The sequence below is a fragment of the Stenotrophomonas sp. NPDC077421 genome (assembly GCF_049545505.1).
GTDB lineage: Bacteria > Pseudomonadota > Gammaproteobacteria > Xanthomonadales > Xanthomonadaceae > Stenotrophomonas > Stenotrophomonas nematodicola.
Window position 1 is genome coordinate 15,254 of sequence record NZ_JBMWDP010000011.1, and the last position, 23,652, is coordinate 38,905.

Annotated in this window: 15 protein-coding genes; 7 read left to right on the forward strand and 8 right to left on the reverse strand. The window is 68.6% G+C overall.

What is annotated here, in order from left to right:
- Positions 1-57 precede the first annotated feature (57 nt).
- Together ACPEH1_RS07940 and ACPEH1_RS07945 are read left to right on the forward strand one after the other, a co-directional pair.
- Positions 58-1,779: a thiamine pyrophosphate-dependent enzyme gene (locus ACPEH1_RS07940; RefSeq protein WP_312709019.1), complete on the forward strand. Its 1,722-nt coding sequence runs from the start codon at positions 58-60 to the stop codon at positions 1,777-1,779.
- A 134-nt stretch (positions 1,780-1,913) separates the two neighbouring features.
- The gene (locus tag ACPEH1_RS07945; RefSeq protein ID WP_423715594.1) at positions 1,914-3,530 is read left to right on the forward strand and encodes a hypothetical protein; all 1,617 of its coding nucleotides are present in this window, start codon (positions 1,914-1,916) and stop codon (positions 3,528-3,530) included.
- Between the two features lie 14 nt (positions 3,531-3,544).
- Here ACPEH1_RS07945 and ACPEH1_RS07950 read toward each other — a convergent pair whose 3' ends face one another.
- The 5 genes from ACPEH1_RS07950 to ACPEH1_RS07970 form a co-directional block, all read right to left on the reverse strand.
- Positions 3,545-4,255 carry a glutathione S-transferase gene (locus ACPEH1_RS07950; protein WP_017356842.1) on the reverse strand — a complete coding sequence of 237 codons (711 nt, stop codon included), beginning with the start codon at positions 4,253-4,255 and terminating at the stop codon, positions 3,545-3,547.
- A 66-nt stretch (positions 4,256-4,321) separates the two neighbouring features.
- Complete coding sequence (locus ACPEH1_RS07955) at positions 4,322-5,443, reverse strand: cytochrome-c peroxidase (RefSeq protein ID WP_423715596.1); 1,122 nt, start codon at positions 5,441-5,443, stop codon at positions 4,322-4,324.
- 17 nt (positions 5,444-5,460) lie between these two features.
- Positions 5,461-8,223: a hypothetical protein gene (locus tag ACPEH1_RS07960; protein WP_423715598.1), complete on the reverse strand. Its 2,763-nt coding sequence runs from the start codon at positions 8,221-8,223 to the stop codon at positions 5,461-5,463.
- Positions 8,224-8,305: 82 nt separating this feature from the next.
- Complete coding sequence (locus tag ACPEH1_RS07965; RefSeq protein WP_313242692.1) at positions 8,306-9,277, reverse strand: FecR family protein; 972 nt, start codon at positions 9,275-9,277, stop codon at positions 8,306-8,308.
- Positions 9,267-9,761 carry a sigma-70 family RNA polymerase sigma factor gene (locus ACPEH1_RS07970; protein ID WP_423715599.1) on the reverse strand — a complete coding sequence of 165 codons (495 nt, stop codon included), beginning with the start codon at positions 9,759-9,761 and terminating at the stop codon, positions 9,267-9,269. The genes ACPEH1_RS07965 and ACPEH1_RS07970 overlap by 11 nt, the downstream gene beginning before the upstream one ends.
- Before the next feature lie 184 nt (positions 9,762-9,945).
- Between ACPEH1_RS07970 and clpB the strand changes: the two genes are divergently transcribed.
- From clpB to ACPEH1_RS07985, 3 genes are all read left to right on the forward strand, one after another.
- Positions 9,946-12,531, forward strand: coding sequence for an ATP-dependent chaperone ClpB (clpB, locus tag ACPEH1_RS07975; RefSeq protein ID WP_423715600.1), 2,586 nt, complete (start codon positions 9,946-9,948; stop codon positions 12,529-12,531).
- Between the two features lie 183 nt (positions 12,532-12,714).
- The gene (locus ACPEH1_RS07980) at positions 12,715-14,016 is read left to right on the forward strand and encodes an O-acetylhomoserine aminocarboxypropyltransferase/cysteine synthase family protein (protein ID WP_017357572.1); all 1,302 of its coding nucleotides are present in this window, start codon (positions 12,715-12,717) and stop codon (positions 14,014-14,016) included.
- A 186-nt stretch (positions 14,017-14,202) separates the two neighbouring features.
- Positions 14,203-15,084, forward strand: a complete 882-nt coding sequence (locus ACPEH1_RS07985) for an AraC family transcriptional regulator (RefSeq protein WP_166473364.1) — start codon at positions 14,203-14,205, stop codon at positions 15,082-15,084.
- Positions 15,085-15,096: 12 nt separating this feature from the next.
- Here ACPEH1_RS07985 and ybaL read toward each other — a convergent pair whose 3' ends face one another.
- Both ybaL and ACPEH1_RS07995 read right to left on the reverse strand, forming a co-directional pair.
- On the reverse strand, positions 15,097-16,797 hold the full coding sequence (gene ybaL / locus ACPEH1_RS07990; protein WP_136003026.1) for a YbaL family putative K(+) efflux transporter: 1,701 nt from the start codon (positions 16,795-16,797) through the stop codon (positions 15,097-15,099).
- A gap of 243 nt (positions 16,798-17,040) precedes the next feature.
- A complete protein-coding gene (locus ACPEH1_RS07995) occupies positions 17,041-19,431 on the reverse strand; it encodes a TonB-dependent receptor plug domain-containing protein (protein WP_017357182.1) in 2,391 nt (796 codons plus the stop codon).
- Between the two features lie 344 nt (positions 19,432-19,775).
- Here ACPEH1_RS07995 and ACPEH1_RS08000 point away from each other — a divergent pair, with 344 nt between their 5' ends.
- The gene (locus ACPEH1_RS08000; protein WP_136003027.1) at positions 19,776-21,632 is read left to right on the forward strand and encodes an ABC-F family ATP-binding cassette domain-containing protein; all 1,857 of its coding nucleotides are present in this window, start codon (positions 19,776-19,778) and stop codon (positions 21,630-21,632) included.
- Positions 21,633-21,669: 37 nt separating this feature from the next.
- Here ACPEH1_RS08000 and ACPEH1_RS08005 read toward each other — a convergent pair whose 3' ends face one another.
- Positions 21,670-22,545 (reverse strand): LysR family transcriptional regulator, encoded by an 876-nt coding sequence (locus ACPEH1_RS08005; protein ID WP_136003028.1) that lies wholly within the window; start codon positions 22,543-22,545, stop codon positions 21,670-21,672.
- 196 nt (positions 22,546-22,741) lie between these two features.
- Between ACPEH1_RS08005 and blaL2 the strand changes: the two genes are divergently transcribed.
- Positions 22,742-23,644, forward strand: coding sequence for a L2 family extended-spectrum class A beta-lactamase (gene blaL2 / locus ACPEH1_RS08010; RefSeq protein ID WP_136003029.1), 903 nt, complete (start codon positions 22,742-22,744; stop codon positions 23,642-23,644).
- Positions 23,645-23,652 lie beyond the last annotated feature (8 nt).

Here is a 23,652-nt window from a genome sequence, read left to right on the forward strand (position 1 = left end):
GAGTGTCACCTGCCGGGGTCTAGGCTGATGGTTTCCCCCCGGTAGTGGATGTCCGTCATGAGCAAGCGCGTTGCCGAGATCGTGGTTGAAACCCTGCAGGCCGCCGGTGTCCGTCACTGCTACGGCATCGTCGGCGATACCCTCAACCACGTCACCGATGCCATCCATCGCAGCGACATCGACTGGGTGCACATGCGCCATGAAGAGGTAGCCGCGTTCGCGGCCGGTGCCGAGTCGCTGATCAGCGGCAGGCTCACTGCCTGCGCCGGGTCCTGCGGGCCGGGCGGGCTGCATTTCATCAACGGCATCTTCGAGAGCAACCGCAACCGTGCGCCGATGGTGCTGATCGCCAGCCAGGTGGTCACCCCCGAGCTGGGCATGGAGTTTCCGCAGGAAGTGGATTTCAAATCCGTGTACGCCAGTTGCAGCGTGTTCTGCGAGCAGGTGTACAGCCCGCAGCAGGCGCGCCGGGTGGTCACGCTGGCCTGCCAGGCGGCGATCAGCCGGCGCGGCGTGGCGGTGGTGATCCTGCCGGCCGATATCAGCGAAGCAGAGGTCAAGCACGATCCGCCGTTCTCGGTTCACTACACCCAGCCGGTGCTGCGTCCCGGCGATGACGAACTGCAGCGCATCGCCGCGCTGATCGGGGAGGGCAAGCGGATCGGCATCTATGCGGGTGCCGGCTGCGAGCACGCGCACGACCTGCTGGTGGCGCTGGGCGAGCGGCTCAAGGCGCCGATCGCGCACACCTCGCGCGCCAAGGACTTCGTGGAGTACGACAATCCGTACAACATGGGCATGACCGGTATCTTCGGCATCGAGTCGGGCTACCACACGCTGATGGCCTGCGACACGCTGCTGCTGCTCGGCGCGGACTTCGCCTGGGGCCAGTACTACCCGGACAAGGCCACGTTGATCCAGGTGGACCGCGACGGCAGCCATCTGGGGCGTCGCCATCCGGTCGACGTGGGGGTGGTCGGCGACATCGGCCCGACCCTGCAGGCCTTGCTGCCGTTGCTGCCCGAGCGCGACGACCGCAGCTTCCTTGACGAGTGCATCGGCCATCGCGACAAGGCGCTGGCCACGCGGGCCAAGGAAGAGGAACCCGGCGAGGGCACGCTGATCCATCCGCAGCACCTCACTGCGCTGATCGACCGGCACGCCAGTGATGATGCGTTGTTCACCGCTGACGGCGGCTCGCCGATGGTATGGATCCTGCGCCACATCCGCGTCAACGGCCGCCGCCGCACCCTGACCAGCCTGCTGCACGGCACGATGGCCAACGCGATGCCGCAGGCGCTGGGCCTGCAGAAGGCCTATCCGGGCCGGCAGGTGATCTCGCTGTCCGGCGATGGCGGCATCGCCATGCTGCTCGGTGACCTGCTCACCGCGGTGCAGGAGAACCTGCCGATCAAGGTCGTGGTCTACAACAACAGCTCGCTGAATTTCGTCGAGCTCGAGCAGAAGGTCGAAGGCCTGCTGGACAACTACACCGACCTGAAGAACCCCGATTTCGGCCGGCTGGCCGAGGTGATCGGGTTCTACGGCCGCACCGTGACGCGCTCGGAGGACCTGGAGCAGGCGGTCCAGGACGTGCTGGCACACCCGGGCCCAGCACTGCTGGACGTGCACACCAGCCCGACCGAGCTGGTGATGCCGCCGCAGGTGGAAGCCGGACAGGTGGCCGGCACCGCGCTGTATGCCGCCAAGGCCCTGTTGAGCGGGCGGGTGGGCGATGTGCGTGACCTGCTGGCAAACAACTTCCTCAACAGACCCTGATCCCGGCAGGCGGCAGGCGGCAGGCGGCAGGCGCCGCCCGTCCCCACCGCTGCGTACCGGCGTTCCACCCATGCACCTGTTAACGGGGGGCGTGTAGCCCTACCATCGGCTACCCCCCACCTGCAGGCCCCCACATGCCCGCTTCCGCTCCGGTCCGCTCCGGACCGCCCCGCTGGTTCGTCGCCGGCGACCTCAATGGCTTCTTCGGCCTGGTGGTCGACAATCTGTCGATCCTGGGTTTCATCGCGATGGCGCTGGTCGGCATCTTCCAGTTCCCGGCCGAGGTGGTGTTCGGCCGCATGTTCCCGGGGACCGCCTTCGGCGTGCTGGTGGGCAACGTGCTGTACACCTGGATGGCGCGGCGTCTGGCGAGGCGTACCGGCCGCGATGACGTCACCGCCATGCCGCTGGGGCTGGATGCGCCGACCAGCATCGGTATGGCGCTGCTGGTGCTCGGTCCGGCATTCCTGGCGTTCAAGGCGCAGGGCCTGGCGCCGCACGACGCGGCGATCGCCACGTGGCAGCTGGGCATGGCCTCGCTGGTGATCATGGGCGTGCTCAAGGTCATCCTGTCGTTCTTCGGCGAGGCGGTCACCCGCGCGCTGCCGCGCGCGTCACTGCTGGGGTCCATCGCCGGCATCGCGATCGTGCTGATGGGCTTCCTGCCGTTGCTGGAAACGCTGCGCTCGCCGATCGTCGGTTTTGTCACCCTCGGCCTGCTGCTGTACGTGCTGATCGCCAAGCGCCGCCTGCCGATCCGCGCGCCGGGCGTGCTGGTGGCCTTCGTGTTCGGCACGATTCTCTACTACGGCCTGGGTCTGGCCGGGCTGGGCGCGCCGGGCTTCCATGTGCCCGAGTGGACCGCGCCGCAGATCGTACTGCCGTGGCCCACGCTCGGCTTCATCGATGGCCTGCCCACCGCGCTGACCTACCTGCCGCTGCTGCTGCCGTTTGGCCTGCTGATGGTGGTGGGCGGCATCAACGTGTCCGAGAGCGCGCGTGCGGCTGGTGACGACTACCGTACCCGCGACATCCTGCTGGTCGAGGCGGTGGCCACGCTGGTCGCCGGTTTCTGCGGCGGTGTGGCGCAGACCACGCCGTACATCGGCCAGCCGGCCTACAAGCACATGGGCGCGCGCAGCGGCTACACGCTGCTGACCGGTCTGTTCGTGGGTGTCGGCGGCATGCTCGGGGTGATCTCCGGGCTGGTGCAGTGGCTGCCACTGGCGGTGCTGGCGCCGATCATCGTCTACGTGGCCATCGACATCACCACCCAGGCCTTCCAGGCCACGCCGCGCGAACACGCCGGGGCGATGGTGCTGGGTTTCCTGCCGTCGGTGGCCTACCTGCTGGCGATCAAGGCCCCGGGCTGGATCGCGCCGGAACAGCTGGCGGCGATGACCACCACGCTGGACGGGCATGGCCTGCCCGAACTGGCGGTGATCTTCACCCTGGGCAACGGTTTCATCATCACCTCGATGCTGTGGATTGCTGCCGTGGTGGCGATGATCGACGGCAGACTGCTGCGCGCCTCGGCGTTCCTGCTGGTGGCCGCAGCGCTGACCCTGTTCGGCCTGATCCACTCGGTGGACCCGCGCGGCGGCATTTACCTGCCGTGGCAGCTTGCCGGGCTGCCGAAGATCATCAGCTGGCAGTTCGCCGGGGCGTATGTGGCGTTGGCGGGGCTGCTGGCGCTGCTGTCGCTGCTGTCGCTGCAGAAGGATCAAGGGCGTCACGACCCGCGGTCGTGACCTGCCGTTCCGCGTCAGTCTTCCCCATCCAGTTCGGGGTAGTGGCGGAAGATGCCATTGGTGTTGAACGCCAGGCGGCGCCCGGAGGCGAGGTAGGCGGCAATGGTCGGGCGCCGCTCCACCCGTTCCTGCAGGGCGCGCAGCAGCGGCAGCGACGGCCATAGCGCCTGCATGCGGCGCGGGAACATGTAGTCCAGGCCGGACATCAGCTGGAACAGGGATAGATCCACGTAGGAATGCTCACGCAGCGGATGCCGCCCGCCGTTGTGCTTGAGCACGTTCTCGAAGTAGCCCAGGAACCTGGGCAGGCGTTCGGCCCGCATCGTGGCAGCGCGGGCCTTGGCTTCGCGCATCTGGTCTTCGTAATACTGCGACGCGGCGATCGGGTGATGGGTGTCGTGTACTTCAGCCACCAGGTCGGCGATGGTCGCCTGCAGTTGCAGGGCCTGCTGGCGGCGCGAGGCCGCATCGGGGACCAGGCCGAGTTCGGGCGCAAGCAGGTCGAGAATCGCGCTCACCTGCGCCACGACCTGTCTGCCGGTCCGCACGAACGGCGGCGCGAACGGCTGCAGGCCGTCCATCCTGCCATCCAGGAACGGCTGCATCACCGCATCCCCATGCACGCGCGCCATGTCGGTGTAGGCCGCGCCTGCGTCTTCCAGCGCCAGCCGGATGAACTCGCCACGGCCCTGGATGCCGGTCCAGTAGTACAGTTCGTAATGCATGCAGAAACTCCGCAGTACCCGCCTGCAGCTTCGACGCCTGGGCCGAAAGCGGGTGTGATCGTCGCGTCACAGCGTCTGCAGAAACGCCTGGATGGCCTGCAGTTCATCGCGCGTGAGCTGCAGCGGCTGCAGCTGCGGGTCGGGTGCAGGGAAGGGGCCGTGGGCGCCGCTGCCGGTGCGCGGTCGCGGTTTGCCGCCACCGACGTTGTAGAACTGCAGCACCGCGTCCAGCCGGGCGATCGCCCCGTTGTGCATGTACGGCGCGGTGCGCGCCACGCCGCGCAGCGAGGGGGTGCGGAAGCGGCCGCTGTCGGCTGGATCGCCGGTGACCTCGTAGCGGCTCAGGTCCTGGCGCCTGCCGCCGTGGAAGTGCAGGCCCAGATTGTGGAACCCGTGGTCGGTCAGTGCGGGTCCGCTGTGGCAGTTCATGCAGCGGGCCCGCGTGCGGAACAGGTGCAGGCCCTGCAGCTGCTGATCGTCGAGCTGGTCGTGGCGACCGGAAATGAACCGGTCCAGGCGCGAGGGCGGCGGTGCCAGACTGCGCTCGAACGCGGCAATGGCCTGGGCGAGCTGGCGGGTCTCGATGCGGTCATTGCCGAACACGGCGGCGAACGCACGGCGGTAGGTGGCATCGCCGCGCAGGCGGGCGGCGGCTGCGTCGGCGCTGAAGGCCATTTCCTTCGGATCGGCGATCGGCAGCAGCGCCTGATCTTCAAGCGTGGCGGCACGGCCATCCCAGAACAGCCGCTGCAGATGGCCGCTCATGGCCACGCTGGGCGCGTTGCGACGACCGGCCTGGCGGTCGTGCCCGAACGACACGCGGCGGCCATCGGCAAACGCAAGATCGCGTTCGTGGCAACTGGCGCAGGCGATCTGCCCCGAGCGCGACAACTGCGGGTCGTTGAACAGGCGCTGGCCCAGCGCCACCTTGGCCGGGGTGGTGGGATTGTCCGGCGGCGCCACCAGGCCGGGCAGCGGTCCCAGCTCCTGCCAGGCCACGCCGGCGTCCACCTGGGGCGCCGGCCAGCGCGTGCTCGGCTGGGCATACGCCTGGCGCAGGCACGCCGGTGCCGGCAGCGTGCCGGCGGTGGCGAGCTGCCGACGGCAGTCGGGGTCCACCGCCGGCAACGGGATCGACGCGGCGCGGCTGCCGCCCAGCAGCGCGGCGCCCAGCAGCGTGGCGAGCAACAGGTGCCGGCCCGGGCTCAGAACGAGCAGCCCAGTTCCAGCCAGAAGCTGCGGCCCGGCTCGTAGTACGCCGTGCCGGCAACGCCGCTGGTCAGGTTGCTGCGGTTGAGCACGTTCTGCGCCTCCACCCGCACGTACGCCTCCTGGTCACGCGGCAGCGCATGGCGGTATTCGATCGACGCGTCCCAGGTCCAGGTGCCGGAGAACTGCTGCCGCGTCAGGTTGGGCACCGACACGCCCTCGATGATCTCCGGGCGTCCGGTGGCAATGCCCTGGTAGCCGGCGCGGTAGCTGAAACTGTTGTTCCAGGTCAGCCCGAGCGCGGGCAGCTCGGTGCGCGTGCCCAGCCGTGCGCTCCACGGGCGCAGGTAGTCGGTGGCCGGCAGCTGGTGGCGGTACATCAGCTTGCCTTCGTAGCGCACCAGCTCATCCATCAGCAGCGTGTCTTCGTAACTGTTGTAGTTGCGCTTGACGTCGGTGTGGTCGGCCGCCAGCTGCCAGCTGTTGCGCGTGCCGAGGAACGTCCACGGTTCCCGCGAGGCGACGGTGAGGGTGGCGATGCCGGCATCGCTGCGGCCGTCGTTGGTGTATTCGAAGGTGTTGCGGTTGTAGAGCGTGGCATCCAGCGGCTCACCGATCCGGCGGCGGAGCACGTCGCGCCGGCTGCGGCGGTCGACATATTTCGCGCTGATGCGCAGCCCGGCCACGCGCTGGTCCAAGCCCAGCGACCATTCGTCGGCATAGGGCGAATCGAGATCGCGCAGGCGGTTGGTGGCCACGTTCCAGGTCCCCGCCACATCCTCCCAGGCGGTGCTGGCGCTGCGCCGGGTCCTGCTCTCGCGCAGGCGCTCGCGCCCATCGCGCAGCAGGTAGGCGAAGAAGCTGCGGCCGTAATAGCGGTTCACGCCGGCGTTGATGCGGGTGTCCTCATCACCGAACACATCCCAGCTCACCGCCAGACGCGGCGACAGGTTGGTCTGGTTGAACACGTTGTCGCGGTCCAGGCGCAGGCCCGGCCGCACGCTCCAGTTGCCGATGCGGATATCGTCCTGCAGCCAGGCCGCGTATTCCTCGCCACTCACCGAAAATTCGCCGGCGTGGAAGAGCTGCAGCATGCTCAGGTACTGCCCGTTGCCGCTGCCATCAAGCAGCGGCGACAGCGAGCAGCTCACGCTGTCCACGCGCCCGTCGCTGAGCGTGCAGCTGCGTGTGGCCACCGCGCTCTGGTACACGTACTGGTCGTTGAGGCGCTTGTAGTTGGCGTCGCGGCGCTGCACGCTCAGCCCGCCCTGGACGTCGTGCGCGGTGCGGCCCACGGTCACGGTGTCATGGGCGACGGACAGGGTGTAGCCGAGCTTGCGGTCGTGCTGGTCCACGCTGCCCCAGCTGCCTTCGCTGCTCACTGCGGCCACGCCCCAGTCGAAGGCCTGGGAAGGACGCCAATGGCGCATGGTGGTCTCCTCGCTGCGCCGCGACGACTCCAGGTCGCTGTAGCTCAGCCGCTGCGACAGTGTCCAGGCACCGTGCCGCCAGACCGCACTCAGGTTGGCAGTGGGACCGCCGGATTTCAGGTCGAACCAGGAGTTTTTGGTGTTGGCGATGAAGTAGCGGTCATCGGTGGGCGCGTAGCCCAGCCCCAGGCGCAGGTCCAGGGTGTCGCTGCTCCAGTCCAGGGCGATCGTGGCGGCGGTGTTTTCACGGGTCTGGGTGCGCTGGTTGACGTCGTTGCCGGTGGTTGAGCGGCCGGCCGTGTAGGCCCGCAGCGGAATCTCCGAGCGGCTGCGCACCACGGTGCCGATGAGGCCCAACCCGCCCTGCGTGCGGCCCTCCAGCCGCGCGCCCACGCGGTACTTGTCGTAGGCGGGCTGGTAGGCCAGCGTTGCCGATTCTTCGTAGGTGGTGTCCTGGGCCGGGTTGGTGATGATCTGGTCCCACGCCGAGCGCGCCATCCGCATCCACACTTTGCCGGCGAACGCGTCGCTGGCGACGCGTGTGCGCGCATCGACCACGCCGCCGGTGAAGCCGCCGTAGGCCGCCGGCACGTTGGCGTCGTAGACCGTGAGCGATTCCAGCAGGTCCACGTCCACGGCGATGCCCTGCGCGGCGCTGGGAACATCGGAGTTGTGATTGGTGTTCTCGGTCGTGCCCACCGCGGTGGCCACCGGGTCGAGATCGTTGTTGAAGCTGGCACCGTCGAGCAGGAACAGGTTCTGGTAGTACGGCGCACCGTTGATGGAGAAATCGTCCGGGCGGATCTCGCCCATGTTGCGGGTGGTGCGCGAGCGGTCACTGAACTGCACGGCGGGGTTGCCGCGCAGCGCGGTGGCGATGTCACCGTTGCCTTTCACCTGGGCCTGCAGCGCGTGTTCGTCCAGGCGCGTGCCCTGGCCGTAGGGAAGCTGCGAGGGCAGGTAGGTCGAGCCGGCGCTGGCCTCCACCCGCAACGCCGGCATGGGCGCTCTGCCGGAGGCGCGTTCCACCGTATAGCTGCCATCGGCCCGGCGGCGCGCACGCAGGCCGCTGCCGCTCAGCAACTGACTGAAGCCGGCCTCCACCGACAGCCCGTCGGCCACCGGCGGTGCGCTGCGCCCGGCGGCGAGCGCGGGATCGAAGGACAGCGCCACGCCGTGCTGGCCGGCGAAGCTGGACAGCGCCCGCCCGAGCGGCACCGCGGCTGGCTGCAGCTGCGTTTCTTCCGGGGCGGCGGCCACGAACAACGGGGTGGCGAGCAGGGCGAGGGTCAGCGCGCTGGTGGTGAGAAAACGCGGGGATCGGGTCATGGTGGATTCGGTTGGAATGCGGGGTTCCTGTCCTTGCCCCGCGAACGCGCGAAAAGTGTCACCGGCGTGTCGGGCCCATCGGTCAGCGCGGCTCGATCAGCACCCACCAACCGCCGGGTGCGCGTCGCACCCGCACGGGGTAGGTCGCCTCCAGCATCGCCAGACTGCGCTCGGTGTCGTCCAGCGGAAAGGCGCCGGACACCGGGAGCGTGGCGATCGCCGGGTCGCAGCGCAGGCGTCCGTGGCGGTAGCGGCCCAGGTGCGCCAGCAGCGCGGCCAGCGGCATCGCATCGGCGACCCGCATGCCGGTCGTCCAGCTGGTGACGGTGTCGTCCAGCGCCTCGAGGAGGTGGTTGCCGTGCCCATCGAACCGTGCCTGTTCACCGGCCACCATCCGCCAGGCGGGGCCGGTGCCCGCCTGGATCGCCAGTGCGCCTTCCAGCAGGGCAGCATGGGTGTATCCGGTGTCCACGCGCACGTTGAAGCGGGTGCCGAGCGCGGTGATCCGGCCCTGCGACGTCTGCACCGCGAAGGGGCGGGGCGGCATGTGGGTGTCCGTGGTGGTCTCCACCAGGACCTGGCCCTGGTGGAGGTCCAGCGTGCGCTGGCGTGCATCGAGGTGCAGCGAGAGACGGGTGCCGGCATCGAGCACGATCCTGCTGCCATCGGGCAGGCGTGCCCGGCGGCGTTCGCCGATGGCGGTACGCAGCGTGGGGCTGTCCGCGGCAGGGTGCAGCAGGTGCCAGGCCAGCCACGCGCCCGGCGCCAGCGCGAGCCACGCGCCGAGGTGTTTGATCGCGGTGCGCCGCCGCGCGCCGTGCGGCCGCCCGAGCACGGGCAGCGCCGCGGCAGCCGGCACCTGCCCGAGCAGGGCCTGCAGGCGCTGTGCGCGCTGCCACGCACGGGCGTGCTCGGGATGCTGCGCGCACCACTGGTCGCAGGCGCGCCGCACGCCGGCACTGTCGTTGTCATGCAGGCGCAGCAGCCACTCCGCCGCCTGGCCGAGGATTTCCGGGGCGATCGCTGCGTCGCCGCCGGCAGGCTCAGACGGCATGCGCGAGGCAGCCGACGAGGGCGCGTTTCATGTGCCGCTTCACTGTGCTCAGCGACAACCCCGTGCGTACCGCGATGGCGTCGTAGCGCAGCCCGTCGAACTGCGCCAGCAGGAACACCTGCCGTACTGCGGCGGGCAGACCGTCGAGCATGGCATCGATCTGCTGCAGGGCCTCGCGGACCACCTCCTGGTCCTCCAGCGACGGCACCACCGCTTCGGGCAGCGCGGCGAGATGCTCCAGCCACGCGCGCTCCAGCGACTGGCGACGGAACCAGTTGGCGGCCAGGCCGCGCGCTACCGTGGTGAGGAACGCGCGCGGCTCGCGCAGTGCGGCGAGGTCGCGATCCTGCAGCAGCCGCGCAAAGGTGTCCTGGGTCAGGTCGGCGGCGGTCTCGCGGCATCCCACGCGGCCGCTCAGCCAGCCCTGCAGCCAGCAGCGATGGTCCCGGTAGAGGACGCCTAGGAACTCACGTTGTGCCTGCATCGAAGGGCGCCGGTGGTGTGGCCCGGACAGGGCTCGGGAACCAATGGGAATGAGAATGATTCGCAAGTATCGCAGTATGGTGGCTGTATTGCCAGCCCCGGATTGTCTTGAATCACTGCGCGACAACCGCATATCCGGTACATCTGCCAGCCACGCTGGCCATTTCACCAGAGAGGATCTCCCCATGCGGATGGACAAGCTCACCTCGCGTTTCCAGCAGGCGCTGGCCGACGCGCAGTCGCTGGCCGTGGGCCGCGACCACAACATCATCGAACCGGTGCACGTGTTCTCGGCACTGCTGGACCAGCAGGGCGGCAGCACGCGCCCGTTGCTGTCGCAGGCCGGCGTCAACGTGCCGGTGCTGCGCGAACGCCTCAACGAGGCGATGGATGCGCTGCCCAAGGTATCCGGGCAGGAAGGCAACCTGTCGATCGGCAATGACCTCAACCGGCTGCTCAACAACACCGACAAGCTGGCCCAGCAGCATGGCGATGCGTTCATTGCCAGCGAATGGTTCGTGCTGGCTGCCGTGGATGATGGTGGCACGCTGGGCATGGCGCTGCGCGCAGCCGGCGCCGACAAGGCCCGCATCGACGCGGCCATCGACAAGATCCGTGGCGGCGAGAGCGTGCAGTCGGAGAACGCCGAAGACCAGCGCCAGGCGCTGGAGAAGTACACCATCGACCTGACCGCGCGTGCCGAGAGCGGCAAGCTGGACCCGGTGATCGGCCGCGATGAAGAAATCCGGCGCACCATCCAGGTCCTGCAGCGCCGCACCAAGAACAACCCGGTGCTGATCGGCGAACCCGGTGTCGGCAAGACCGCCATCGTCGAAGGACTGGCCCAGCGCATCATCAACGACGAAGTGCCCGAGGGCCTGCGCGGCAAGCGCGTGCTGTCGCTCGACATGGGCGCGCTGATCGCCGGCGCCAAGTTCCGTGGCGAATTCGAGGAACGCCTGAAGGGCGTGCTCAACGACCTGGCCAAGAGCGAAGGGCAGGTGATCCTGTTCATCGACGAGCTGCACACGATGGTCGGCGCGGGCAAGGCCGATGGCGCGATGGACGCCGGCAACATGCTCAAGCCGGCGCTGGCACGTGGCGAACTGCACTGCGTCGGCGCGACCACGCTGGACGAGTACCGCAAGTACATCGAGAAGGACGCCGCGCTGGAGCGCCGTTTCCAGAAGGTGTTCGTTGGCGAACCCAGTGTCGAGGACACCATTGCGATCCTGCGCGGGCTGAAGGAAAAGTACGCGGTGCATCACGGCGTGGAAATCACCGACCCGGCGATCGTGGCGGCCGCGACGCTGTCGCACCGCTACATCGCCGACCGCCAGTTGCCCGACAAGGCCATCGACCTGATGGACGAGGCCGCCTCGCGCATCCGCATGGAGATCGACTCCAAGCCGGAGGAGCTGGACCGTCTGGAGCGTCGGCTGATCCAGCTGAAGATCCAGCGCGAAATGCTCAAGAAGGAAAAGGACGAGGCATCGCGCCAGCGTCTGGCTGATCTGGAGAGCGACATCGATACGCTGGAGCGCGAGTTCTCCGATCTCAACGAGATCTGGAAGTCGGAGAAGGCTGCGTTGCAGGGCGCGACGAAGATCAAGGAGCAGATCGAGCAGGCCAAGCTGGAGCTGGAATCGGCGCAGCGCCGCCAGGATTTCGGCCGCATGAGCGAGATCCAGTACGGCCAATTGCCGCAGTTGGAGAAGCAGCTGGCGGCCGCGCAGGAAGCGGAGAACACCGAGTTCAAGCTGGTGCAGGACCGGGTCACCGCCGAAGAGATTGCCGAGGTGGTCTCGCGCTGGACCGGCATCCCGGTCAACCGCATGCTCGAAGGCGAGCGCGACAAGCTGCTGCGCATGGAAGATGTGCTGCATGAGCGCGTGGTGGGCCAGGAAGAGGCGATCAAGGTCGTCTCCGATGCCGTGCGCCGTTCGCGCGCGGGCCTGTCCGATCCGGACCGGCCCAGCGGCTCGTTCCTGTTCCTGGGGCCGACCGGCGTGGGCAAGACCGAGCTGTGCAAGGCGCTGGCCGAGTTCCTGTTCGACAGCAGCGACGCGATGATCCGCATCGACATGAGCGAGTTCATGGAGAAGCACAGCGTGGCACGCCTGATCGGTGCGCCCCCGGGCTATGTGGGCTATGAGGAGGGCGGTTACCTGACCGAGGCGGTGCGCCGCCGTCCGTACTCGCTGATCCTGCTCGATGAGGTGGAGAAGGCGCATACCGATGTGTTCAACATCCTGCTGCAGGTCCTCGACGATGGTCGCCTGACCGATGGACAGGGCCGCACCGTGGACTTCCGCAACACCGTCATTGTGATGACCTCCAACCTGGGCTCGCACCAGATCCAGGACATGAGCGGCGACGACAGCCCGGAGGCGTACACGCAGATGAAGGCGGCGGTGATGGGCGTGGTGCAGGCGCACTTCCGTCCGGAGTTCATCAACCGGCTGGATGACATCGTGGTGTTCCACCCGCTGGACAAGGCGCAGATCAAGCAGATCGCCAGGATCCAGATGGTTGGTCTGGAGAAGCGCCTGGCCGAGCGTGGGCTGCGCATCGAGGTCAGCGACGCGGCGTTCCAGTTGCTGGGCAACGTCGGCTTCGATCCGGTGTATGGCGCCCGTCCGCTGAAGCGTGCGATCCAGGCGCAGCTGGAAAATCCGCTGGCGCAGAAGATCCTGTCCGGCGAGTTCCTGGGGGGCGACACGATCCGGGTCGATGCCGCCGAGGGCAAGCTGGTCTTCACCAAGGGCTGAGCCGGCACGCCCCGCGCACCGGCCCGGTGGCGTCTGCTACCGGGCCGGTGCCGCGTGTGGCGGTGCGCGGCCCACGTGTCGCATATCACCGCAGCGCCTAAGCGCATGCGTGATCGGCATGAGCACGTGTGCCTGGGCGTGCCGGCGCTCGGGTATCGTCCGGGTTCAACCGGAGGAGGCACGATGAGCGAGCACGGCAGTCCCGACCCGCAATGGAAAGCGGAAACCATCGCCGTGCACGGCGGCTACCGGCCCGACCCGACCACCCGTGCGGTGGCGGTGCCGATCTATCAGACCGTGGCGTATGCCTTCGACGACACCCAGCACGGGGCCGACCTGTTCGACCTGAAGGTGCCGGGCAACATCTACACCCGCATCATGAACCCCACCACCGATGTGCTGGAACAGCGCATCGCGGCGCTGGAAGGCGGCGTGGGCGCGCTGGCGCTGGCCTCGGGCCAGGCGGCGATCACTTATGCGATCCAGACCATTGCCGAGGCCGGTGACAACATCGTCTCGTCCAGCACGCTGTATGGCGGCACCTACAACCTGTTCGCGCATACGCTGCCGCAGTACGGCATCCAGACGCGCTTCGCCGATCCGGACGATCCGGCCTCGTTCGGCGCGCTGATCGACGAGCGCACCAAAGCGGTGTTCGTGGAGTCCATCGGCAACCCCCGCGGCAACATCACCGACATCGAAGCGATTGCGGCGGTGGCCCATGCGCACGGCGTGCCACTGATCGTGGACAACACGGTGGCCACGCCGTACCTGCAGCGTTCGTTCGATTTCGGCGCGGACATTGTGGTGCATTCGCTGACCAAGTACCTCGGCGGCCACGGCACCAGCCTGGGCGGCGCGATCGTCGATTCGGGCCGGTTCCCGTGGGCCGAGCACGCGCAGCGCTTCCGGCGGCTGAATGAACCGGATGTCAGTTACCACGGCGTGGTCTATACCGAGGCCCTCGGTCCGGCCGCCTACATCGGCCGCGCCCGCGTGGTGCCACTGCGCAACACCGGTGCGTCGCTCTCGCCGTTCAACGCCTTCCTGATCCTGCAGGGCATCGAGACGCTGGCGCTGCGCATGGATCGCATCAATGCCAATGCGCTGGCCGTCGCGGAGTTCCTGCGCGACCACCCCAAGGTCGACTGGGTGAACTACGCCGCGCTGCCCGATCATCCCGACCACGCCCGGGTACGGAAGTACCTGCGTGGCCACGGGTCCGGCGTGCTGACCTTTGGCCTGCCCGGCGGCCGCGTGGCGGGCGCGCGCTTCCTGGACGCCCTGCAGCTGTTCACCCGGCTGGTGAACCTGGGCGATGCAAAGTCGCTGGCAACCCACCCGGCATCGACCACGCACCGCCAGCTGGACGCGGCCGAACTGCGCCAGGCTGGGGTCAGCGAGGACACCGTGCGCCTGTCCATCGGCATCGAACACATCGACGACCTGCTGGCCGACCTGCGGCAGGCGTTGGCAACCGCGTAGAGGTGGTACCCACGGCGACCGGTGCGGGCCGGTCGCCGTGGGGTTTTGCCCGGCCCGTCTGCGTGGCTGGTCTCGACCGCACGCGGGCGCTACGCTCTGGCGGTCCTCCACCCATTGCGCAAGATCGGCCACGCGCAGGGGCAGGACACGACGCATGCTGAGCGCCACCCCGACATGGAGCCCGCCATGAGCCGCATCGCCCAGGTACGCCAGCACCACGGTATCGACCGCGTCATCGCCCATCTGCAGGCGTGTCTGCGCGCCGGTGAGCCACTTCCCGATCTGGACGCGCTCGCCGCGATCGCGCACCAGTCTCCGTTCCACTTCCACCGTCTGTACCGTGCGCTGACCGGGGAAACGCCCGGGCGCACCGTGGCCCGATTGCGGTTGCTGCGTGCGCTGCAGCTGCTGGGCCAGGCCGACAGCCGGGTGACGGCCGTCGCCCTCGCCGTCGGCTTTGAAAGCCCGCAGGCACTGGCCCGGGCCTGCCGCCAGGCGTTGGACGCCACGCCGAGCGCGCTGCGTGATGACACCGCCCTGCGCGAGCGTTGGCAGAACGCGCTGCTGCTGCCCGCCGGCGACCATGCGGCGGAGGCCGTGCCGCTGCAGGTCACGGTGACCACGCTGGAGCCGTTCGACGTGGTGGCACTGCGCACGCAGGGTGCGTTCGATGATCTGGACCAGGCCTTCGGCGCGATCTACGCCTGGGCGGCGGAGCAGGGGCTGGCCACGCAGCTGCAACAGCTGGTGGGGGTCGCGCTCAACGACCATCGCGACGTTCCTGCCCGCGCCTGCCTGTTCGACTGCGGCATGGGCTTCGGGCACGCGCCGGAAGGGCTGCCCGCGCCGCTGCGTGCGCTGACGCTGGGCGGCGGCGACCATGCAGTGCTGCGCCACGTGGGCAGCTATGCGGGGCTGGAGGCGGCCACCGACGCGCTGCTGCGCCAGTGGCTGCCCGACAGCGGGCGCGCGCTGCGCGACGCGCCCCTCTACTACCACTACCTGGACGACCCGGAAGACGTGCCCGAGGCGATCCTGCGCGCGGACATCTGCGTGCCGCTGCGCTAGCCCTGCGGGCGGCTACACCACCGGGATGCTGTGCTTGCCCAGGCTGCGGTATGGCGGGGTGGACATCACCATCTCGGCCAGCGAGTAGGCCAGCTCGCGTTCGGCCATCACGGTGCCGTCGGCGCCGTGATCCAGCAGATGCTTGACCTCGGCATCGCTGTGCGCCCGCGCCAGCAGGGTCAGGTCCGGGTTGAGCGCCCGCAGTTTGGCCAGCGTTTCGCCCGCTTCCAGGGGCTGCGGAATGGCCAGCACCGCGATCTTGGCGCGTTCCGGATGGGCTTCGGCCAGCACCCGGTCCGAGGCCGCGCTGCCGCGGATGCCGGGCAGCCCGGCGGCATGCGCCTCGGCCACGTGTTCCTTGTTGTCGTCGATGATCATCACCGGCACGCCGCGATCGCGCAGCACCTGCGCCAGCGCGCTGCCCACCCGTCCGTAGCCGATCACGATGGCATGGTCGTGCAGGTCCAGCGACGGCCCCGGCGGCAGTTCGGTTTCCACGGCGGTCGGGGTCGCCTCCTGGTGCTTGAGCAGCCAGCGGTCGAGCAGGCCGAATACCAGCGGGTTGAGCATGATCGAGATCAGCGCGCCAGCCAGCACCAGCGCCTGCCCGGTGGGCGGCAGGATCTTCAGGGCGACGCCGAGGCCGGCGATGATGAAGGCGAACTCGCCGATCTGCGCCAGGCTGGCCGAGATGGTCAACGCGGTGCCGGTGGGATGGCCGAACGCACGCACGATCACGAAGGCAGCTGCGGACTTGCCGAACATGATGATGGCCGCGGTGGCCAGCACCTGCCACGGGTGCTCGATCAGGATGGCCGGGTTGAACAGCATGCCGACCGAGACGAAGAACAGCACCGCAAAGGCGTCGCGCAGCGGCAGGGAGTCATTGGCGGCCTTGTGGCTGAGTTCGGACTCGTTGAGCAGCATGCCGGCGAAGAACGCGCCGAGCGCGAACGAAACGCCGAACAGCATCGCCGAGCCGAACGCCACGCCGAGCGCGATGGCCAGCACCGACAGCGTGAACAGCTCGCGCGAGCCGGTGCCGGCGATGCGTTCGAGAATCCACGGAATCAACCGGCGGCCGACCACGAGCATCACCGCCACGAACAGGCCCAGCTGCACGAAGGTCCAGCCGATGCTGGCCAGCACGCTGCCGAGGGTGTGCGTTTCGTTGGCGGCATCCGGCCCGAACACGCCGGCCAGCACCGGCATCATCACCAGTGCCAGCACGCACGCGAGGTCTTCCACGATCAGCCAGCCCACCGCGATCTTGCCGCGCTGGGTTTCCAGCAGGCGGCGCTCTTCCATCGCACGCAGCAGCACCACCGTGCTGGCGGTGGCCAGCGAGAAGCCGAACACCACGCCGTGGATCACCGGCCAGCCCATCAACGACGCCAGTCCCCAGCCCAGCAGCGTGGCCACCAGAATCTGGCCGATGGCGCCCGGAATGGCGATCGCTTTGACCGCCATGAGGTCTTTGAGCGAAAAGTGCAGGCCCACGCCGAACATCAGCAGCATCACGCCGATCTCGGCGAGCTGGTTGGCCAGCGCCTGGTCGGCGACGAAGCCGGGGGTGAACGGTCCTACGCAGATGCCAGCAACCAGATAACCGACCAGCGGAGACAAGCGCAGCTTGTTGGCCAGCGCGCCGAAGATGAAGGCGAGCCCGAGGCCAACGGCGACGATGTTGATCAGGTCGGTGTCATGGTGCATCGGGGCTCGCAGAAAGGGGGGATGCCCCGATTTTCACCGATGCGGCCAGATCCGGCAAACACTGACGCATGCGGCGCGTGCCTGTTCCCGTGGTCAGGGCGTGTGTTGTCCGGGACATCGGCCGGTGTGGGCGATGAATGCGCGGAACGCTGTTGTTGCCCGTCCACAACGACGCTGCCCCGGCGGACCGGGGCAGCGGCAGTCATCGCATGGTGGCCGGCCAGTGGCCGGCACTGCCGGGGTTTACCACTTGTACGTTACGCGGCCGTAGACGTACGCGCCGTTGAAGCCGTACGGCGAGTAGTTGCTGTACGGCAGCATGCCCCAGGTCGAGTTCTGCAGGTCCACGGTACGGTCCGGGTACTCGTCCAGCAGGTTGTCCGCGCCCAGGGTGAGCGCCCAGTTCGCGCTGGGCTTGTAGCTCACCGAGGCATCGAGCACCCATGACGCACCGTAGGTCTGGTCGCGCAGCGCGGTGGCCGAGTTGCGCACGGTGAAGCTGCCATAGCGGGTGGCCGCCAGATTGAGGTCCCAGTGGTCCGAACGCCAGGTGCCGCTGAGGATGGCCTTGTCGCGCGGGTAGCTGTCTTCGATGCGGCCGATCTCGTCACGCCCGATCAGCGACTGGGTCAGGCCCAGGCTCTGGAACACCGCCGGCGAGGCGATGAACTTCTTCACCTCGGTTTCGTTGTAGCTGTACGCGGCGGTCAGCTCCAGCGAGCTGGCGGCGAAGGGAAGGGTGTAGCTGGACACCGCGTCCACACCACGGGTGCGGGTGTCCACGCCGTTGGTGAAGTACGAGAACGCGGTGACCTGCGGCAGCCCCAGCCCACCGAGCAGCGCGTTGGTGGCGGCGTTGGTGGTGATGTTGGTGGACAGCACGATGCGGTCGTCGATGTCGATCTGGTACGCATCCACGGTCAGGTACAGGCGGTCCACCGGCTGCAGCACCAGGCCCAGGCTGTAGGAGGTGGAGCTTTCGGCCTTCAGCGGGCTGGCACCCAGCGCCTGCGCGGCAGCGCTGGTGGTGGGGAAGGTGCCGCGTTCGACGAACACGCCGTTGACGATCGTGCTGGTCACCGCCTGGTAGCTCTGCTGGGCCAGCGACGGCGCGCGGAACCCGCTGGAGGCGGTGGCGCGCAGGGCGACCTTGTCGGTGAAGGCATAGCGCGCGGACAGCTTGCCGGAGAACTTGTCGCCGAAGTCCGAGTAGTCCTCATAGCGGCCGGTCGCGCCGGCGGAGAACTTGTCGGTGAAGTCCGCTTCCAGGCCGGCATACACCGCGTAGTTGTTGCGGTCGGCATCCACCGCATTGATAGGGGTGAAACCGCCGAAGCCCTGGGCGCCGCTGCCGGTGTACGAGTTGGGTTCGCCCGGCGACTGCTCCCACGTTTCGCGGCGGTACTCGCCACCGAAGGACAGCGTCACCGGATACGCCAGGCCCCAGTCCAGGGTCTTGGTCACATCGGCGTTGACGATGTCCTGGGTGTACTCCAGCGCGCCGTCGTAGAACGAACGCGGGCTGTTCACGCCGAGGCTGTAGTTGATGCTGTTGCGGGTGTGGAAGTCGATCTTGTTGTAGCCGTGGTTGTAGCTGACGTCCCAGTTCCAGCCGCTGTCGGTGCCGCCCTTGACGCCGGCCACGATCGAGCGGTCCTTGGAGTACTGATTGATCTGCGGCACGAAGCCGTCCGGGTACACCTGTGCCAGCAGCGGGCCCTGGTTGCTGTTGTTGCGCGAGCGGTAGAACGCGAACGAGGTGATGTCGCGGTTGCTGGCCATCGCCGTGGCATAGGCCGAGACGTGGTCGGTGAACTGGAAGCTGGCATTGGCCGAGGCGGCGGTGGCATCCACCTGCGGGTCGCCCACCACAAAGGTGGTCTGGCCGATGTTGGGGAAGTTGCCGGTGTTGGGCGTGGTGCCCTGGTACGGGCCGGCACGGTTGCTCTCGTCCTGCTGGGTGATCTGCCCGGCCACGTGCACGCTGCCGCGGCCGTCGGCGAAGCCAACGCCGGTATCGCCGGAGAGCTGGTACTTGTTGCCGTCGCCGGCCGAGTACTGGCCGGCATCCAGGACCAGGCTGCCGCCGGCGGAGGATCCCTTGAGCACGATGTTGACCACCCCGGCGATCGCATCCGAGCCGTACTGGGCCGACGCGCCGTCGCGCAGCACTTCGACCCGCTCGATCGCGGCGATCGGAATGGCGTTGATGTCCACCGCCGAGGAGCCGCGGCCGATGCTGCCGTTGACGTTGATCTGCGCCGAGGTGTGGCGGCGCTTGCCGTTGACCAGCACCAGCACCTGGTCGGGCGACAGGCCCCGCAGCTGCGCCGGGCGGATGCCGCTGGTGCCGTCGGTCAGCGCCGGGCGCGGGAAGTTCAGCGAGGGCAGGGCGCGCGACAGCGCGGTGGCCAGCTCGGTGGTACCGGTGGACTGCAGCGCCTCGGGGGTGATGATGTCGATCGGCGACTGCGACTCGGCCACGGTGCGGTCGGCGACCCGGGTACCGGTGACGATGATGGTGTCCAGGGTGTTCGCGGCGGCAGGCGGGGCCTGCTGGGCGGAGACGGCGAAACTGGAGACACCGAGCGCGACAGCTACGGCGGCGGCGAGCGTACTGGTCTTGCGGTTCATCAGGATGTGGCTCCGGTAGGGACGGTGCGGCACCGTGGCGACATCACGACTGCGGGGAGCGGGTCTGCGAAGGCGGTTGTTGCGGTGCGCAACAAAGGAATTAGCGGGATATTCATCGCCTGTCAATTCCCGGGTGCATTCGCAAAAAACGTTGCAGCAGCAACCATTTACGTGATGCCCGGGTTTCGACGGAGGGGTCCCGAGGACGCGCGGGCAGGGTCGTGGGAGAGAGAGACGAGCCCTGCCGCGCATCCCGGGGCGCGTCAAGTATTCGTTAACGCTAGAATTACGTCGCAGGAAAGGTGCTCACGAGCACATTCCATTCCGTTATATGGACCCCCAAGATGATTTCCCTTCGTAACTTCGCCTTGCGCCGTGGCGAGCGGCTGCTGTTGTCCAACGTCGACCTGACTCTGCACGCGGGGTACCGCGTTGGCGTGGTCGGCCGCAATGGCGCCGGCAAGTCCAGCCTGTTTGCCGCCGTGAAGGGCGAGCTGGAAGCCGACAAGGGCGACGTCGATCTGCCTGGCAAGGTCCGCATCGCATCGGTGGCCCAGGAAACCCCCTCGCTGCCGGACCCGGCGCTGCAGTTCGTGCTCGAAGGCGACACCGAGGTGGCCGCGGTGCTGCGCGCCGAGGCCGACGCGGCGGCCCGGGAAGACTGGGAGGCGGTGGCCACCGCGCACCAGAAGATGGCTGAAATCGGCGCCTACGACGCCGAAGCGCGGGCCGGCAAGCTGCTGCATGGCCTGGGCTTCCCGGCCGAGACGCATTCCCGGGCGGTGTCGTCGTTCTCCGGTGGCTGGCGCGTGCGCCTCAACCTGGCCCGCGCGCTGATGATGCCCAGCGATCTGCTGCTGCTCGACGAACCGACCAACCACCTCGACCTGGACGCGGTGTTCTGGCTGGAACAGTGGCTGCTCAAGTACCCCGGCACGCTGCTGCTGATCTCGCATGACCGCGAGTTCCTCGACAACGTCGCCACCCATACTCTGCACCTGCATGGCGGTGGCGCCAAGCTGTATCCGGGCGGCTACACCGATTTCGAGCGCCAGCGCGCCGAACAGCTGCGTCAGCAGCAGATCGCGCACGAGAAGGAACAGGCCGAGCGCGCCCACCTGCAGAGCTTCATCGATCGCTTCAAGGCGCAGGCCAGCAAGGCCGCACAGGCGCAGAGCCGCATGAAGCGCCTGGCCAAGCTGGCCGGCACCGAGGCGGTGCGTGCCGAGCGTGAATTCCGTATCGAATTCGCCCCGCCGGCCAAGCTGCCGTTCTCGCTGATCCGCCTGAACCACGTCGATGCCGGCTATGGCCCGGACGCCGTGATCCTGCACGAGGTCGGTTTCGGCCTGGAGGCGGGCCAGCGCATCGGTCTGCTCGGCCCCAACGGCGCCGGCAAGACCACGCTGGTCAAGACCCTGGTCGGCGAGCTGGCGCCGTTGACCGGCGAGCGCGCGGCCCACCCGGACCTGCGCATCGGCTACTTCGCCCAGCACACAGTGGAATCGCTGCACGAAGGCCAGTCGCCGATGGAGCATTTCCGCGATCTGGCCCCGGATGCGCCCAACCAGGCTTTCCGCGATTTCCTCGGCAAGTGGAACTTCGCCGGCGACCGTGCCTTTGAACCGGTGGATGGGTTCTCCGGTGGCGAGCGCGCGCGCCTGGCGCTGGCGCTGATCGCCTGGCAGCAGCCGAACGTGCTGCTGCTCGACGAACCGACCAACCATCTCGACCTGGAAATGCGCGAAGCGCTGGCGGAAGCGTTGGCCGATTTCGAGGGTGCCATCGTGATGGTCTCGCACGACCGCCACCTGATTGGTCTGGTCTGCGACACCTTCTGGCGTGTGGCCGATGGGGTGGTGGAGCCGTTCGACGGCGATCTGGACGCCTACGCGGCGTGGCTGCGGTCGCGTCCGGCGGCGCAGGGCACCAAGCAGAAGATGGCCGCCGCCGCACCGGAGCCGGTGCCGCCGACCCCGCCGCTGCCGCCGCGCAAGCCGGTCAATCCGCACAAGCTGGCAGCCGCCGAAGCCAAAGTGGGCGAGCTGGAGGGCACGCTGGCCGAGCTGGACCGCCAGCTGGCCGATCCGTCCAACTACGCCGACGCAACCCGCATGGCCGTGCTCGGCCGCGACCGCGAAGCGACGGCGGCGCTGCTGGCCAAGGCGGAGCAGAGCTGGATGGAACTGCTGGAAGGTTGATCGTCGGGGGCGATGTGCCGACCGCGGTCGGCACCCGTCAGCCCGTGACCTCTCCCTGCGCCTGCAGCCACTGGCGGAACAGCCGCGCCGCGTCGCTCTCGGGGCGTGAACGCAGGCGCGTCAGCCAGTAGCGGCCCAGGTCCAGCACCGGCGCGAACGGCTGGATCAGGCGCCCCTGCGCCAGGTCCTGCCCGAACATCTTCAGCGGCAGCAGGGCCACGCCATTGCCTGCCGCCGCCGCGCTGGCCAGGGTCAGCGACGAATCGAACACCGGTCCACGCGCTTCCAGCTCCGCCACCCCGGCCGCCTGCAGCCAGCGCGGCCATTCGTCGGTGCGGTAGGACCGCAGCAACGCCACGTTCGCCAGGTCGCGCGGCTGGTGCAGCAGGCGGGCCAGGGCGGGCGCGCACAGCGGGGCGAACGGCGCGTCCAGCACCGCATCACTGACCTGCCCCTGCCAGTCGCCCTCGCCGAAGCGGATCGCCAGATCCAGCCCTTCGCCGGCCAGGTCGATGCGGTTGTTGTGGGTCTGCAGACGCAGGTCGATCTGCGGATGGCGGGCATGGAAGTCCGCCAGGCGCGGCAGCAGCCAGCCTGTGGCGAAGGTGCCGACCACGCCCACACGCAGCACCTCGCGGAAGTGCCCGCCCACGAAACGGTCCAGGCTCACCGCGATCCGGTCGAAGGCCTCGTTGAGCACCGGGTACAGCCGCGCGCCTTCGTCGGTGAGCGCCACGCCACGCGGCAGCCGATGGAACAGCGACACCCCGAGCCGATTCTCCAGTGCGCGGATCTGGTGGCTCAGCGCGGCCTGGCTGACACACAGTTCCAAGGCGGCGCGGGTGAAGTTCTGATGCCGGGCGGCGGCCTCGAAAGCGCGCAGCGCATTGAGCGGCAACTGGGGGCGGAGCATGGGCGCGAGCCGTGAGGAAGATCGATGGATCATCGCACCGTTCCTCTCGAAAGTGCCGATCGTGGGCCGGCAGACCCTGAAATCCGCCCCGGAAATCCGCCGAGGCATAAGAAGGGCGAATGGCTTCCGCTGAAAATGCTCGCTGGTGCCGCGCCGCCACGGCTTCAATACTCTCCGCCTCACCAGGAGAATCCGCATGCTTGCTCGACGACAGTTCCTGCACTGGACCGGGGTGGCCGCCGCCTCCGCGCTGACCGCCACCGCACTGGCGAAAACGCCGCCGCGCACCACGGCCCCGGCGCTGGCCGCCGCCCCCGACTTCGCCGCGCTGGAAGCGGCCAGCGGTGGCCGGCTCGGGGTCACCCTGCTGGACACCGCGTCCGGCCGGCGCATCGGCCACCGCCAGGACGAGCGCTTCCCGATGTGCAGTACCTTCAAGTTCGTCCTGTGTGCGGCGGTGCTTCGCCAGGTCGATGCCGGCCGGCTCGACCTGGACAAGCGCGTGCCGATGCGCGCGGAGGATCTGATCGACCACGCGCCGGTCACCCGGCGGCACATCGGCAAGGACCTCACCGTGCGCGATCTGTGCCGGGCCACGATGATCACCAGCGACAACCCTGCCGCGAACCTGCTGCTGGGGGTGGTGGGCGGGCCGCCTGCCGTCACGCGCTTCCTGCGTGAGCACGGCGATGCGGTGACCCGCAACGACCGTCTCGAGCCGGAGATGAACCGGTTTGCGCCGGGCGACCCGCGCGATACCACCAGCCCGGCGGCGATGGCCGCCAGCCTGCAGCGCTTCCTGCTCGGCCAGGTGCTGGCGCCCGCGTCGCGCCAGCAGCTGGCCGACTGGCTGATCGACAACGAAACCGGCGACGAGCGCCTGCGCGCGGGGCTGGGCAGCACGTGGCGGGTGGGCGACAAGACCGGCAGCAACGGCAAGGACACCACCAACGACATCGCGATGCTGTGGCCGATGGCCGGTGGCACCCCGTGGGTGCTCACCAGCTATCTGCAGGGCGCCACGGTGGACGATGCCGGACGCAATGACGTGCTGCGCCAGGTCGCCGTGCTGGCCGAAGGCATGATGCGCGGCGCCTGAGGTCAGCA

Excerpts from the sequence above, each read along its gene's own strand:
- ACPEH1_RS07980 (WP_017357572.1), top strand. The coding sequence starts at position 12,715 with ATGAGCGAGCACGGCAGTCCCGACCCGCAATGGAAAGCGGAAACCATC.
- ACPEH1_RS07965 (WP_313242692.1), bottom strand. The coding sequence starts at position 9,277 with ATGCCGTCTGAGCCTGCCGGCGGCGACGCAGCGATCGCCCCGGAAATC.
- ACPEH1_RS07960 (WP_423715598.1), bottom strand. The coding sequence starts at position 8,223 with ATGACCCGATCCCCGCGTTTTCTCACCACCAGCGCGCTGACCCTCGCC.
- ACPEH1_RS07945 (WP_423715594.1), top strand. The coding sequence starts at position 1,914 with ATGCCCGCTTCCGCTCCGGTCCGCTCCGGACCGCCCCGCTGGTTCGTC.
- ACPEH1_RS07970 (WP_423715599.1), bottom strand. The coding sequence starts at position 9,761 with ATGCAGGCACAACGTGAGTTCCTAGGCGTCCTCTACCGGGACCATCGC.
- blaL2 (WP_136003029.1), top strand. The coding sequence starts at position 22,742 with ATGCTTGCTCGACGACAGTTCCTGCACTGGACCGGGGTGGCCGCCGCC.
- ACPEH1_RS07950 (WP_017356842.1), bottom strand. The coding sequence starts at position 4,255 with ATGCATTACGAACTGTACTACTGGACCGGCATCCAGGGCCGTGGCGAG.
- ACPEH1_RS07995 (WP_017357182.1), bottom strand. The coding sequence starts at position 19,431 with ATGAACCGCAAGACCAGTACGCTCGCCGCCGCCGTAGCTGTCGCGCTC.
- ACPEH1_RS07940 (WP_312709019.1), top strand. The coding sequence starts at position 58 with ATGAGCAAGCGCGTTGCCGAGATCGTGGTTGAAACCCTGCAGGCCGCC.
- ACPEH1_RS07985 (WP_166473364.1), top strand. The coding sequence starts at position 14,203 with ATGAGCCGCATCGCCCAGGTACGCCAGCACCACGGTATCGACCGCGTC.
- ACPEH1_RS08005 (WP_136003028.1), bottom strand. The coding sequence starts at position 22,545 with ATGCTCCGCCCCCAGTTGCCGCTCAATGCGCTGCGCGCTTTCGAGGCC.
- ybaL (WP_136003026.1), bottom strand. The coding sequence starts at position 16,797 with ATGCACCATGACACCGACCTGATCAACATCGTCGCCGTTGGCCTCGGG.
- ACPEH1_RS08000 (WP_136003027.1), top strand. The coding sequence starts at position 19,776 with ATGATTTCCCTTCGTAACTTCGCCTTGCGCCGTGGCGAGCGGCTGCTG.
- clpB (WP_423715600.1), top strand. The coding sequence starts at position 9,946 with ATGCGGATGGACAAGCTCACCTCGCGTTTCCAGCAGGCGCTGGCCGAC.